At 63.7% G+C, this 13,603-nt stretch carries 16 protein-coding genes; 10 read left to right on the forward strand and 6 right to left on the reverse strand.

All coding sequences use genetic code 11. The features are described 5' to 3' along the window. Positions 1-50: 50 nt before the first annotated feature. A complete protein-coding gene (locus X727_RS160890; RefSeq protein ID WP_023671149.1) occupies positions 51-695 on the forward strand; it encodes a TetR/AcrR family transcriptional regulator in 645 nt (214 codons plus the stop codon). Positions 696-881: 186 nt separating this feature from the next. Further along, positions 882-1,115 carry a DUF680 domain-containing protein gene (locus tag X727_RS160885; RefSeq protein WP_023671148.1) on the forward strand — a complete coding sequence of 78 codons (234 nt, stop codon included), beginning with the start codon at positions 882-884 and terminating at the stop codon, positions 1,113-1,115. Positions 1,116-1,253: 138 nt separating this feature from the next. Here the strand turns inward: X727_RS160885 and X727_RS160880 are convergent, their stop codons facing one another. Genes X727_RS160880 through X727_RS160855 form a run of 6 tightly spaced genes read right to left on the reverse strand, consistent with a single transcriptional unit; the run spans position 1,254 to position 7,103 of the window. Then, positions 1,254-1,484 carry a hypothetical protein gene (locus tag X727_RS160880; RefSeq protein WP_023691851.1) on the reverse strand — a complete coding sequence of 77 codons (231 nt, stop codon included), beginning with the start codon at positions 1,482-1,484 and terminating at the stop codon, positions 1,254-1,256. Between the two features lie 52 nt (positions 1,485-1,536). Beyond that, on the reverse strand, positions 1,537-2,121 hold the full coding sequence (locus tag X727_RS160875) for a sarcosine oxidase subunit gamma (RefSeq protein ID WP_023833590.1): 585 nt from the start codon (positions 2,119-2,121) through the stop codon (positions 1,537-1,539). Continuing rightward, positions 2,114-5,107: a sarcosine oxidase subunit alpha gene (locus X727_RS160870; protein ID WP_023833591.1), complete on the reverse strand. Its 2,994-nt coding sequence runs from the start codon at positions 5,105-5,107 to the stop codon at positions 2,114-2,116. Before X727_RS160870 ends, X727_RS160875 begins: the two co-directional genes overlap by 8 nt. After that, positions 5,104-5,415 (reverse strand): sarcosine oxidase subunit delta, encoded by a 312-nt coding sequence (locus X727_RS160865; protein WP_023833592.1) that lies wholly within the window; start codon positions 5,413-5,415, stop codon positions 5,104-5,106. Before X727_RS160865 ends, X727_RS160870 begins: the two co-directional genes overlap by 4 nt. A 12-nt stretch (positions 5,416-5,427) precedes the next feature. Beyond that, positions 5,428-5,850, reverse strand: coding sequence for a hypothetical protein (locus X727_RS160860; RefSeq protein ID WP_023686459.1), 423 nt, complete (start codon positions 5,848-5,850; stop codon positions 5,428-5,430). Further along, entirely contained in the window at positions 5,850-7,103 is a 1,254-nt protein-coding gene (locus X727_RS160855) for a sarcosine oxidase subunit beta (RefSeq protein WP_023704047.1), read from the reverse strand. The genes X727_RS160860 and X727_RS160855 overlap by 1 nt, the downstream gene beginning before the upstream one ends. Positions 7,104-7,305: 202 nt before the next feature. On the opposite strand from X727_RS160855, the gene X727_RS160850 reads away from it, so the two are divergent. From X727_RS160850 to X727_RS160815, 8 genes are all read left to right on the forward strand, one after another. Then, entirely contained in the window at positions 7,306-7,674 is a 369-nt protein-coding gene (locus X727_RS160850; protein ID WP_023683195.1) for a YrdB family protein, read from the forward strand. Positions 7,675-7,808: 134 nt separating this feature from the next. Continuing rightward, on the forward strand, positions 7,809-8,567 hold the full coding sequence (locus X727_RS160845; protein ID WP_023704048.1) for an SDR family oxidoreductase: 759 nt from the start codon (positions 7,809-7,811) through the stop codon (positions 8,565-8,567). A 105-nt stretch (positions 8,568-8,672) separates the two neighbouring features. Beyond that, entirely contained in the window at positions 8,673-9,059 is a 387-nt protein-coding gene (locus X727_RS160840; protein ID WP_023671139.1) for an SET domain-containing protein-lysine N-methyltransferase, read from the forward strand. Between the two features lie 176 nt (positions 9,060-9,235). Continuing rightward, positions 9,236-9,514 carry a 30S ribosomal protein S21 gene (rpsU, locus tag X727_RS160835; protein WP_023671138.1) on the forward strand — a complete coding sequence of 93 codons (279 nt, stop codon included), beginning with the start codon at positions 9,236-9,238 and terminating at the stop codon, positions 9,512-9,514. A gap of 203 nt (positions 9,515-9,717) precedes the next feature. Further along, positions 9,718-10,572 carry a tetratricopeptide repeat protein gene (locus X727_RS160830; protein ID WP_023714058.1) on the forward strand — a complete coding sequence of 285 codons (855 nt, stop codon included), beginning with the start codon at positions 9,718-9,720 and terminating at the stop codon, positions 10,570-10,572. 256 nt (positions 10,573-10,828) lie between these two features. Further along, on the forward strand, positions 10,829-11,302 hold the full coding sequence (locus X727_RS160825; protein ID WP_023671136.1) for a DUF992 domain-containing protein: 474 nt from the start codon (positions 10,829-10,831) through the stop codon (positions 11,300-11,302). A gap of 89 nt (positions 11,303-11,391) precedes the next feature. After that, positions 11,392-11,871 (forward strand): DUF992 domain-containing protein, encoded by a 480-nt coding sequence (locus tag X727_RS160820; protein WP_023825171.1) that lies wholly within the window; start codon positions 11,392-11,394, stop codon positions 11,869-11,871. A 194-nt stretch (positions 11,872-12,065) separates the two neighbouring features. After that, positions 12,066-13,502, forward strand: coding sequence for an MFS transporter (locus X727_RS160815; protein ID WP_023833593.1), 1,437 nt, complete (start codon positions 12,066-12,068; stop codon positions 13,500-13,502). Positions 13,503-13,603: the final 101 nt, after the last annotated feature.

Here is a 13,603-nt window from a genome sequence, read left to right on the forward strand (position 1 = left end):
CGTACAGCGTATATATTTAGTCATGCACAACCAACCAAAGGCACCGGATCTTGCCACTGAGCGTCCAGAAACGCCGCGAGAAACAAAAGGCCGAACTGCGTTCCGAACTGCTCGACGCAGCCCACAAGCTCGTCAAGGAAGAGGGCTATGAAGGCCTGACCATCCGCAAGTTGGCCAAGCGGGTCGGCTATGCTCCGATGTCGGTCTATTCCTACTTCGCCGACAAGCAAGACATCCTGTTTGCGCTGGCCGAGGATGCCTTCGAAACACTTGCCCGCCGCATCGAGGAGCACCCTTCCGACGATCCGATCGAGGCCTTGCGTGCGGTGATGACCGAATATGCTGCCTTCGGGCTCGGCAATCCCAACGAATACCGCACCGTGTTCATGACCGAAAAGACCAAGCTGCCGGAAGGCAGAAGCTATGAGGACATGGAAGAGGCCAACCCGGCGATGAAAGCGCTGATATCCAGGGTCGAGGCCTGCGTTGCTGCAGGCAAGCTGCAGGGCGATCCGCGCGCCATCGCCACCATGCTTTGGGCAGTCGGCCACGGCACCATCTCGCTTTTGATCACGTTCCCGTTCTACCCCTTCGGGGATCCGCAGGCTTTCGTGACGCGGATGTGCGATTTCACACTCGCCACGCTCAGCACTCAGAATGTGCCGCCGCTGACCGAGACCCCGGTCGACTGCTGAGCATCCCCGCCCCTCCAATTCAACGTCCGGCCTGACAGCTTCGGCTGTGTCAGTGCGCCGCAATTTTCGGCATTCAAAAAAATTTGTCGTACGCGTACGCTTTTCGACTTGAAAACCCATCTCGGTGGGCGTATGTGTACGTTGTATCGTACATGTACGAAAAGAATTTAACCGATGGAGACAGACATGAACAAGACCCTTCTCGCTCTCGCCACCGTGCTGGCTCTCTCCGGCTCGGCTTTCGCCGCCAACAACACACACTCGACCAAGCAGGCCCCCGCCGCCACCTGCGTCGACACCACGACCAATGCCAAGCTCGATTGCGCCGTGACCGGCTCGGTCGAAAAGTCCGACGTCAAGGCCAAGAGCCCGCGTCTCGGCATCGAGATCAACCCATGGATCGTGCCGAGCACGTTCTAAGTTGATCGGGCTCGACCACAGCACAACGATTAATTTAAGGGCGGCAGGATAATCCCGGCCGCCCGTTTTTTCCTCAGCGCCCATTTCCTCAGCGCAAGCCGGCTTTTCCTGAGTTCAAACCTGGCGTAGCCGAACGGGTTATTTCTTGCGCGGTTTGCGACCCGGCACCGTCTTGGCCTTGCCGGGTCTTGCCGGCGCGCCTGGGATGGCGGTCGAGGTGATCGACACCGGATCGCTGGCCGGAAACGTGTCCTCGAGGCCTTCCTCGAGTTCCTCTTCTTCGGCAGTCACCTCGTGATGCTGCTCATGTTCGAGTGAGCGCACGGCGGACGTCTTGCCAGCTGACTTCGGCGGCGCTTTCGACGGCATCGTATGTTCTCCCTGATGGGGGAAGCAGAACGGCTTGACCCGTCAAACGTTCCTACGCCGCCGCGTCGCTGGCTGCTTCCGACAGGAAAGTAAAGACATAGTCCGAGAAGGAACGCCAGCACTCGACCCGGAAAGCGTCGGCTGCCGTGCGCAACAGCAGGATTTCGCACTTGCCGAGAATGGTGCGCGACGCCGCGCCCACCGGAAAAGCCTCGAGCGACAAATCCTGCGGGCAGCCTGCATTGATCGCGGCGGCAGCCGCCGGGCCGGTGACGGCGAAGGCGACGTTGCGGTGCGAGATGCCGACCGCCGAATGCAATGCGGCAACCCCAGCACGATCGGCCATCGGATCCTTGCCAGCCTCATCGATGACCAGCCACTCGTCAGGGCCAAGCCACAGCGCCGTGCGCCCTGTCTTCGACGCCGAAGTTTTCGGCTGCTTCGGCAAGGTCAGGCCGAGCGCCTTCGACAGCGCCGCGACGGAAGCCTCCGGCGCGCGCAGCGACATGCGCTCCGCCGGCGGCAGCACCTCGACCTTGACATCCGTTGCGGAAACGACGCGTTCAGCCAGGGCCGGGCGGCGCTCGACCGACGGCGCTGCAGCTGGGGCCGTCTTCTTTGCAGCAGCCTTAGCCATTGAGGCGCCCTCCCGTCTCGTCGAAGAACACCATGCCGGTAACCTCCACTTCGATCATCCCGTTCGGCATCGGCACATAGAGCGTGTCGCCCATCCGGTCGCGCCCGCCGGCAACCAGCGCCAGCGCGATCGAGCGACCGCAATTTTCCGACCAGTAGCTGGATGTGACGTGACCGATCATCTTCATCGGGATCGCCTCCTTCGGGTCGGCGACGATCTGCGCGCCTTCCTCAAGCACCACTTTCGGGTCCTTGGTCTTCAAGCCGACCAGCTGCTTGCGGCCCTTGGCGACCAGATCGGGCCGCGTCAGGCCGCGGATGCCGACGAAGTCGGTCTTCTTCTTGCCGACCGCCCAGTCGAGCCCGGCATCGTTCGGCGTCACCGTGCCGTCCGTGTCCTGGCCGACGATGATGTAGCCCTTTTCGGCGCGCAGCACGTGCATCGCCTCGGTGCCGTAAGCGGCGGCGCCATGCTTTTGGCCCTCGGCCCACAGCGCTTCCCAGACGGCCTGGCCGTGATCGGCCGGCACGTTGACTTCAAAACCGCGCTCGCCGGTGAACGACATGCGAAACAGCCTGGTCGGCACGCCGCAGATCTTGCCTTCGCGCACCGACATATGCGGCAGCGCCTCGTCCGACATGTCGACGCCTTCGACCAGCGGTGCAATGATGTCGCGCGACTTCGGCCCCTGCACGGCGATGACCGCCCATTGTTCGGTGATCGACGTCAGCCAGACGTTGAGATGCGGGAACTCGGTCTGGAGATAGTCCTCCATGTGGTTCATGACGCGCGGCGCGCCGCCGGTTGTCGTCGTCACATGGAAACGATCCGGCGCCAGTCGGCCGACGACGCCGTCATCATAGATGAAGCCGTCCTCGCGCAGCATGATGCCATAGCGGCAGCGGCCGCGTTCCAGCTTCTCCCATGGATTGGTGTAGAGCAGTTCCATGAACCTGGCCGCATCCGGTCCGACCACTTCGATCTTGCCCAGCGTCGAGGCGTCGAACAGGCCGGCATTGCTGCGCACAGCGACGCATTCGCGGTCGACCGCCTTGTGCATGTCCTCGCCGGGTTTGGGGAAATACCAGGCGCGCTTCCACTGGCCGACATCCTCGAACACCGCGCCTTGAGCTTCCGCCCAGGGATGGATCGCGGTCTTGCGTGTCGGGTCGAACAGCGGACCGCGCGAATGGCTGACGATCGCGCCGAAAGTGACAGGCGTATAGGGTGCGCGGAACGTGGTCAGCCCGACCTCGGGGATCGGCTTGCCCAGCGTCTCGGCGGCAATCGCCAGGCCGTGCATGTTGGAGGTCTTGCCCTGGTCGGTCGCCATGCCGTTGGTGGTGAAGCGCTTGACGTGCTCGATCGAGCGCATGCCTTCATGCACCGCCTGGCGGATGTCCTTGGCGGTGACGTCGTTCTGGAAATCGACGAAGGCCTTGACCGTCTTGTCCGGCCCGGCGCCGGGCGCCGCGCCCAGCATGCCGCGCGACCAGCTTTCCGACGCGTCGACCTTCGGCTTAACGCCCTTGGCCACTTTGCCGCCCGCATCCTTCGCCGCCTTGGCGCCGGCCGCATAGGCTTCGTCGATCGACGCCGAGAGCCCATCCGTACCGTTGCAGGCGCCGACCGAAACGCAGTCCTGCGCATAGATGCCCGGCACGAAGCGCTTGGTCTCGTCATTGAAGGCGACCTTGCCGCGCGACTGTGAGAACAAATGCACCGACGGCGTCCAGCCGGCCGACATCAGGATGGCGTCGACCGGAATGGTGCGCTCGCCGCCCCCATTCTTCGGCTGCACCGTCATCGAGGTCACGCGCAACTTGCCGCCGGCGCGGATCACCGCGCGGCCGAAATTGACCTCGATCCCGAGCGCCCTCGCCTCGTCGATCACAGGTCCGGTCGGATGGTCGCGCAGGTCGACGATCGCCGCCACGTTGACGCCGGCCTTCTTCAGGTCGATCGCGGCGGAGTAGGCCGAGTCATTGGCGGTGTAGACGCCGACATTTTTGCCGACCGCGACACCGTACTGGTTGAGATAAGTCCGCGCCGCCGAGGCCAGCATGATGCCGGGCCGGTCATTGTCGGCAAACACCATATGGCGTTCGATGGCGCCGGTCGCCAGCACCACGCGCTTGGCGCGTACCTGCCATAGGCGCTCGCGCGGCAAATCGTGGCCGGGGTTTTGCAGATGGTCGCTGACCCGCTCGACCAGGCCGACGAAATTCTGCGCGTAATAGCCGAACGCCGTCGTGCGCGAGAGCACACGGACATTGTCCATGGCGGCAAGCTTGGCTACCGCTGCTTGCGCCCAGCCAAAGCCGTCATGGCCGTCTATCCTGGCGCCGCTCTCGAAACGCAGGCTGCCGCCGAAGCCGGCCTGCTCGTCGACGAGGATGACACGCGCGCCGGTTTCGGCAGCGGCAAGCGCTGCCGCGATGCCGGCCGCACCGCCGCCCAGCACCAGCACGTCGCAATGCGCATAGCGCGAGGAATAATGGTCGGGATCTGGCTTGTCGGGCGAAACGCCGAGACCCGCCGCGGCGCGGATCTTCGGCTCGTAGAGGCTCTTCCAGGCTGCCTTCGGCCACATGAATGTCTTGTAGTAGAAGCCGGCCGAAAACAGCGGCGATGCCAGATCGTTGACCGCGCCGACGTCGAAGGCGAGCGACGGCCAGCGGTTTTGCGAGTTGGCGACGAGCCCGTCATAGAGCTCCTGCACCGTGGCGCGGATGTTGGGCGCCTTGCGTGCCGCGTCGCGCTTGACCTCGACCAGCGCATTTGGCTCTTCCGCTCCGGCCGACAGGAAGCCGCGCGGACGGTGATACTTGAACGAACGTCCCACCAGATGCACGCCATTGGCAAGCAGCGCCGAGGCCAGCGTGTCGCCTTCGATGCCGGTGTAAGACTGGCCGTCGAAAGAGAACCGCGCGGTCTTGGCCTGGCTGAGACGGCCGGCGCTCGGAATGCGGAACGCGCCGCTCATTTGGATGCCACTTCGTTGGAGTTTTTGGGCAGCTTGGACGGTTTCGGCTCGCCGGCTTTGTAAGTCATGACGAACTTGTCGGTGACGGTGTGGCGCACCGCGTTGAAGAAACGCGCGCAGCCATGGATGTGGCGCCAGCGCTCATAGATGATGCCCTTGGGGTTCGAGCGGATGAAGAAGAACTTTTCGAAGTCGTCGTCGCTCTCGCCCGCCATGTTGGCCGAACGCGCAATATGCGCCTCGCCGGCGTTACGGAACTCGAGCTCCGGGCGCTCTTCCTCGCAATAGGGGCAGCGGATGAGAAGCATTATCGTTCGTTCCTACAATTCGCCGTGGCCGACATGCGCGCCGGCCGGTTGGTTGCAAAGCCTCTGGCCCATCGCCGCAAAAGGCGCGACGAGCCGAATGCGCTCCTCCACGCTTGCGGCGGGGCGAAACAGCTCGCGATACGCCATGTTGCCGATCGTGAGCTGAAACGGATCGGTCGTTACGATGACGCTGCGCGCATCGAATGTGTCGTCCTCGCCGAGATCGGAGGGCCTGTTCTCCATGAAGATGACCACCTTCTGGCCACCGCTCCACACGCATGCCAGAATGCCGGCGTCGATCGAAAACGGCCAATTGGCTTCGTTGCCGGCGCGGCTGATCGGCTGCGTCCGCACCTCGTCCGGTGACGGAAAATGGAACAGGTCCTGCTCCCCCGCCAGCACCAGCGGCACCGCTACAGCCAGTTCCACCATCATCAGTGCGCCACCGCCGCCGCTGCTGCCTCGTCGATGAGGCGCCCGGTGCGGAAGCGCTCGATGGTGAAGGGCGCGTTGATCGGATGCGGATCGTCCTTGGCAATCGTGTGGGCAAAGACATGGCCTGAGCCGGGCGTTGCCTTGAAGCCGCCCGTGCCCCAGCCGCAATTGACGTAGAGGCCTGATACCGGCGTCTTGGCCAGGATCGGCGAACGGTCGGGCGTCACGTCGACGATGCCGCCCCACGAGCGCAGCATCTTCATGCGGGTGAAGATCGGGAACATCTCGCAGATGGCGTCCAGCGTATGCTGCAAAATGTGCAGGCCGCCGGTCTGCGAATAGGAGACATACTGGTCGGTGCCGGCGCCGATCACCAGTTCGCCCTTGTCGGACTGCGAGATGTAGGCGTGCACCGTGTTCGACATCACCACGCAAGGCACCACCGGCTTGACCGGCTCCGACACCAGCGCCTGCAGCGGATAGCTTTCCAGCGGCATGCGCACGCCGGCCATGTTCATGATCACCGAGGAATGGCCTGCAGCCACCACGCCGACCTTCTTGGCGCCGATGAAGCCGCGCGTCGTGTCGACGCCCATGGCCGCGCCATTGGCCGCCCGCTTGACGCCGGTGACCTCGCAATTCTGGATGATGTGCACGCCGCGCGCCGAAGCGCCGCGCGCATAGCCCCAGGCCACCGCATCGTGACGCGCCGTGCCGCCTCGCCGCTGCAAGGCGGCGCCGACGACGGGATAGCGCGCCTGCCTGGAAATGTTGAGCGGCGGGCAGAATTCCTTCGCCTGCTCGGGCGTCAGCCATTCATTGTCGATGCCGTTGAGACGGTTGGCATGGACATGGCGCTTCAGCACCTGGATGTCGTGCACATTGTGCGCCAGCATCATGACGCCGCGCGCCGAATACATGACGTTGTAGTTGAGTTCCTGGGAGAGCCCATCCCACAGCTTCAGCGCATGGTCGTAAATGCCGGCGCTCTCGTCGTAAAGGTAGTTGGAGCGGATGATGGTGGTGTTGCGCCCGGTGTTGCCGCCGCCTAGCCAGCCCTTTTCCAGCACCGCGACATTGGTGATGCCGTGCACGGTGGCGAGATAGTAGGCGGTGGCCAGGCCATGACCGCCGGCGCCGACGATGATGACGTCATATTCCTTCTTCGGTTCCGGCGAGGACCATTGTTCCTCCCAGCCCTTGTGGCCGCGCATGGCCTCGCGGGCGATGGCGAATACCGAATATTTTTTCAACGTTCCAGCCTCGCAAATGGCGGTGGGGTATTTTACGCAGCCCCGGCGCGCGAGGTGTATCACTAGCGAAACGGCGCTTCCACCCTTGCGCTGTTTGCGACGGCGCTTGCCGTTTTGCGCCGCGGTGGAAAAGACCTGCCCGGGCTGGCAGGCATGGCTGCGTTCGGACACACTGGCGATCGCGAGACTCTGGAGGACGTATATGGGCAACGCCTGGTGGAATCTGACCTTGCGTTTCCTGCTGGAACTTGCCGCCTTGCTTGGCCTCGGCTTTGCCGGCTGGAGCCTCTCCGGCGGATGGTGGCGCTGGGTCCTCGCCTTGGCCTTGCCGTTCATTGCAGCTGCGCTGTGGGGAACCTTCGCGGTGCGCGGCGATCCGAGCCGGTCCGGACGCGCGCCGGTTCCTGTACCAGGCGCAGTCAGGCTGGTGCTTGAACTGGCCATCCTGTTTGGCGGTGCAGCCGGATTCTATGCCGCCGGTCACACGACTACGGGCGTTGTCATCACGCTGCTCATCGCCATCAGCTACGCATTTTCGCTCGATCGCCTCGGCTGGCTGCTGAAGCAATAGTCCGGCGCGCGGCGCTTGTGCCGCTGCGAAGCCATTCAGCAAGTCGAGCACGTATCGGGTGGCTAGCACCGTCTCGAACTGCGATCAACATCCCGGTTGCCGGCACAGCCGGCGCGATGAAAGGATGTAAGAAAATGTTCGCACTCGCCAATAAAGCCGCCATCGTCACCGGCGCCAGTTCCGGCATCGGCCGCGCCACCGCAAAACTCTTCGCCGAAGAAGGCGCCAGGGTCGTCATCGCCGCCCGCCGCCAGGCCGAACTCGATGCGCTGGTCGTCGAAATCGAGGACGCCGACGGCACGGCAGTCGCGCTTGCCGGCGATGTCCGCGACGAAGCCTATGCAAAAGCCCTCGTCGATCTCGCCGTCGAAAAATTCGGCGGGCTCGATATCGCCTTCAACAATGTCGGCTCCGTCGGAACGATGGGTCCGATTTCGGAACTGTCGCTGGACGGATGGCGCGAGACGCTCGACGCCAATCTGACCAGCGCCTTTCTCGGCGCGAAATACCAGGTGCCGGCGATGGTCGAACGCGGCGGCGGATCGCTGATCTTCACCTCGACCTTCGTCGGTCACACAGTCGGCATGCCGGGCATGACCAGCTATGCCGCGAGCAAGGCCGGACTGATCGGCCTGACGCAGGTACTGGCCGCCGAATACGGCCCCAGGGGCGTGCGGGTCAACGCGCTGATGCCGGGTGGCACCGACACCCCGTCGGCAACATTCAAGACGCCGGAATCACGCGCTTTCGTGGAAAACCTGCATGCCTTGAAACGTGTCGCTGTGCCTGAAGAGATCGCCCGCGCTGCGCTCTTCCTGGCATCGGATGCGTCGAGCTTCACCACAGGATCGGCGCTGTTTGCCGATGGCGGCGTCTCGATCACCCGGACGTGAAGCATTTCGCGGGTCATCGCCCGCGCCGATCAGCCATAGAACCCGAAACCGGACTTGCTTTTTCCACGCGATTTGGCGATTCGGTTTCGGGTGAGGAGGACGGACATGCTGCTGATCAGGACCTATGTCGCCCAGAGCGCAATCGAAGGCGTCGGCGTGTTCGCCGCCGAGCCGATCAGGAAGGGCGCCTCGATATGGCGGCTCGATCCGGATTTCGACCGGCTGATCCCGATGGACAAATACGAGGCGGCGCCGCCGCACCTCAAGGAATTGCTCGACCGCTATGCCTATCCGAGCCCCGACCGTCCCGGCTTCATGGTCTATGAAGTCGATAATGGCCGCTTCATGAACCACGCCGAGCGGCCGAACACGGATTTTTCGCAATATGGCGGCGCCACGGCCACCCGAGATATATCAGCCGGTGAGGAAATTACCTGCGATTACGGCGAATTCTTCGAGGATTTCGCACGGCTCCATCTGGCCAGCGCCTAGTTGGCGCCCTATCTCGGGGCTGCCGTGGCAAATTGGCGGTTGTCCTTCATTTCCAGTGTGGACAGCGCGGCCTGATTCTGCTATCAGCCGCCACAATTCGTGGTGTAAAGCGCCGCGGAGGCATGTGGCTATGGCCACTTGCCTGTTGATATCAAACCCGAAAGACAGGATTGCCCGTGCAGGTACTCGTCCGCGACAATAACGTTGATCAGGCGCTTCGCGCTCTCAAGAAGAAGATGCAGCGCGAAGGCATTTTCCGCGAAATGAAGATGCGCGGCCATTACGAGAAGCCTTCCGAGAAGCGCGCCCGTGAAAAGGCCGAAGCCGTTCGCCGCGCCCGCAAGCTGGCCCGCAAGCGCGCCCAGCGCGAAGGCCTGCTGCCGATGACGCCGCGCCCGGTTGCTGCCGGCGCCGCCGGTGGTCCTGGTGGTGCTCCGCGTCCACCGCGGTTCTGACGCCAATTTTTCGTCCTTTTCGAAGGATACTCTGAGGTGGCGCGATGCGGAATCGCCGCCACCTTTTTGTTTGGAGCGCCGCCATTCTGTTAGAGGCCGTTCCCTTGAACGCGCAAACGGCGTTCTAGATTTTGTTACGACAATCTGTGACCCGGCCCGGAGGGGGACCTGGACGGCGCGGCTGAAGTGAGGACAGGGCAGACATGAACGCAATCGGCGTAGAGCGCAGAACCACAATGCGCGGTTTGGCCCTGGCGGCAGCCCTGATGTCCGGCCTGGTGCTGGCCGGTTGCCAGAGCGTTCCGACCGGCGAATTCAACAACATCGACAAGGCGCAAGGCTCGAGCGAGAACATCTCCTCGCTGTCGGCGGTGATCCAGCGCAATCCGCAGGATCCGGAAGGCTACAATGTGCGCGGCTCGGCCTATGGCCGTGGCGGCCAGTATCAGGCGGCGCTGAAGGATTTCGACACCGCCATCCAGCTCAACCCGAATTTCTACCAAGCCTATTCGAACCGAGCGCTGATCCAGCGCTTCCTCGGCAACCAGGCGGCCGCCCTTGCCGACTACAACCGCTCGATCCAGATCAATGCAAATTATGACGCCGCCTATATCGGCCGCGGCAACCTTTATCGCAAGGCAGGCCAGACCCAGCAGGCCTTCAACGATTTCCAGAAGGCGATCCAGCTCGACACCACGGATGCCCGCGCCTACCACAATCGCGGCCTGATCTATCAAAGCCAGGGCCAGCACAAGTTTGCCATCGAGGATTTCTCGACCGCCATCTCGCTGGCGCCGGACGCCGCCGAACCCTACAACGGCCGCGGCCTCTCCTATCTCGCCATGAATGACGAGGACAACGCCTTCTCCGACTTCAACATGGCCATCAAACTCGACGGCAAGAACGCCGAAGCCTGGTCCAACCAGGCGCTGATCTACGAGCGCCGCGGCGACAAGGTCAAGGCCTCGAAGGCCTACCGCGAAGCCGTCCATCTCGACCCGACCTACCAGCCGGCCAAGGACGGCCTGTCGCGCACATCGGGCGCCACCGCCGGCTGAGATGCGGCCGGCGCGCCGCCATCCGCGGCCTTTTATAACAACGTTCCATTCCTGATGCGGTGCGCCGCGTGAGCGGTTTCTCCCCGGGAAAGCGCAGAGCGCTTCCGCTAGGGATGCGTGTCCAGAAAACCCCACTATCACCCAATCTTAACCACCGGGGCAAAGCGTTAACCCCTGCCTTGATCGCGCCAAGTTTTCAGCGGAACGCTCCGGGCCATTCAACCGTTGTTGAAGGCATTTTCGAAAGGACTGACCCATGATCAAGAAAATCATCTGTGCCGCGGCACTTGCCACGACGCTGCTTGCCGTTCCCGCCAGCGCCGGCAAGCTTCAGCTCGGCACGCTCGATTGCACCATCGACGGCGGCGTCGGTTACGTCATCACGTCGAACAAGGGCGTCGACTGCACGTTCCGCCCTTATCACCATGGGCCGTCCGAGAAATACACGGGGATGATCTCCAAGCTCGGGGTCGATCTCGGCCAGACGCATCAGGGCCAGCTGGTGTGGGCGGTTCTGGCCGCCACCCGCGGCCATGACGAGGGCGACCTTGCCGGCCATTATTACGGCGTCAACGCCGAGGCGAGCGTGGTGACCGGCGGCGGCGCCAATCTGCTGGTCGGCGGGCTCGACGGCGCCTTTGTGCTGGAGCCGCTCAGCGTCCAGGCGCAGACCGGCGTCAATGTAGCGGTCGCCGTGACCTCCCTGGAGCTGATCCACTCGTTCAAATAAGCGTCGGCAAATAAGGATCGACTGATCCCTCTACGCGCGGCGCGGAACAGGTTACTGTTTCGCGCCGTATGCTTTTTGGGGGATCCGCCGTGCTGAAACCAGCCATCGCCGCCGCTATCACCATCATCTGTACCGCCCAGGCCCAAGCGCAAGACCAGGGCATCGAACTCGGTGTGCTCGATTGCGCCATCGGCGGCGGCACCGGCTTCGTTTTCGGCTCCAGCAAGGATCTGAGCTGCACCTTCACGCCGGCCGACAAGAGCTTTTCGCCGGAAGCCTATTTCGGCGCCGTCAACAAATATGGGCTCGACATCGGCACCACCAAGCAGACCGTCATGCAATGGCTGGTGCTGACGCCGCTGAGGAACATCTATGCGCCCGGCGCGCTGGCCGGCGACTATATCGGCGCCAGCGCCGAAGTGACCGCTGCGGTCGGCGCCGGCGCCAATCTCCTGGTCGGCGGCTCCTCGCAGGCCTTCACCCTGCAGCCGCTCAGCCTGCAGACGCAGACCGGTATCAACATCGCGATCGGCGTCAGCCAGTTTCAGCTGCGCAGCATTGAGAACTGACCGGCGCATCAAGCGGAGAGGCTTCCGGCCAATCTCGACCGTTTGCACTTCGATAAAAAGCCACTTGAGCTCAACTGCGCTTGAGGTTTTACAACTCGCCTGACTGAAACAGCGCGCATGGCCCCGCCGGAAAGCCCCCACTGGCTTCTGGCGCCATGCGCCGGCATCGAGATATGCAAAGGCAGGGTAAAAGAATGACTGAAATCACCAGCAACAAGGTCGACTGGCGGGCATTGTGGGCAAGCGGCGACCTCGCGCGCTTCTGCTTCATCAGCCTCGGCATCCTGCTGCACGCCACCAACGAGACGATGGTGGCGACGGTCATGCCGGCCATGGTCGGGGACCTCGCCGGTGTGCAGTTCGTCGGCTGGTCGCTGGCCGTCTACGAGCTCGGCGCCATTGTCGCCGGCGCAGCGGCCGGGCGGCTGGTCAGCTATGTCGCTCTACGCTCCAACGTCACGGTCGCCGCCCTGCTCTATGCCGTGGGCGCCCTGATCTGCGCCACCGCGCCGTCCATGCCGGTGTTTCTTGCCGGCCGTCTGGTCGAGGGGCTCGGCGGCGGTGCGCTGGTGTCGCTGGCCTTCGTCTCGGTCGAGCGGCTGTTTAACCGCAACATCTGGCCACAGCTGTTCGGCATAATGTCGGCGATCTGGGGCGTCGCCGCGTTCAGCGGCCCGATGCTCGGCGCGATCATGGTCGAGCTCCTGTCCTGGCGCTGGGCCTTCGGCGTCTTCGTGCTGGGTGGCATTGCCATGGCATCGGCAAGCTTCATCGTCCTGAACACGCCGGAAGCGACGAAGCCGCAAGCCGCCGCCGGCACCTCGCCGCCCTTCCCCTATGCAGCACTTGGCTGCCTCGCCATCGCCGTCGTGCTGATCGCCACCGCAGGCGTCGACGTCGCCTTGCTTCGATCGTCGCTGCTGCTGATCATCGGCCTCGCCGGCCTGGCGCTGTTCGTTTTCGTCGACGCCATTAAGCCGCAATCGCGACTGTTCCCGTCGGGCCTGTTCTCATGGCGCTCGCCGGTCGGCAGCGGCATGACCATGGTTGCCGCCTTCTCGGTGGCGACAGTCTCTTTTTCCATCTACGGGCCGCTTCTGCTTACCACGCTGCACGGCATCCCGATCCTGACCACAGGCTACATCATCGCCGCCGAATCGATCGCCTGGTCAATCCTGTCGATCGCCGTCGCCAATGCGCCGCTGCAGCGCGAACGGCAGATCCTCGTCATCGGCGCGCTGATGATTGCAGCCGGCCTCGCCGGTTTCGCCTATGCCATCCCCGCCGGCTCGATCCCGCTGATCCTGCTCTGCGCTTTGTTGCAAGGCGGTGGCTTCGGCGTGTCATGGCCCTTCCTGACCCGCATCATCGTCGCCTCGGCCCGCGACAGCGAGCAGACGATCGCCTCGGCCGCCGTGCCGACCATGCAGCGCATCGGCTACGCCGTGGGCGCCGCCATGGCCGGCATCATCGCCAATGCCAGCGGCTTTTCGGACGGGCTGAACCGCGAGGCAGCAGCGCACGTCGCCGGCTGGCTGTACCTGGCCTTCGTGCCACTTGGCATTGTCGGTTGCCTGGCGGCGTTGAAGATGGCTTTGGAGGCACGCCGGCCGCAACTGGCGCCAGGCTGAGGGCACGGCCGATCGAGAATTTGGCGACAGCATTCCGCCGGCGCTGTCGACGTCAAATGCCCTCGGCCACAAGGCTGCTTGCAAGACCATGGCCTGCCCGA

Source organism: Mesorhizobium sp. L103C105A0, from assembly GCF_000502215.1.
GTDB lineage: Bacteria > Pseudomonadota > Alphaproteobacteria > Rhizobiales > Rhizobiaceae > Mesorhizobium.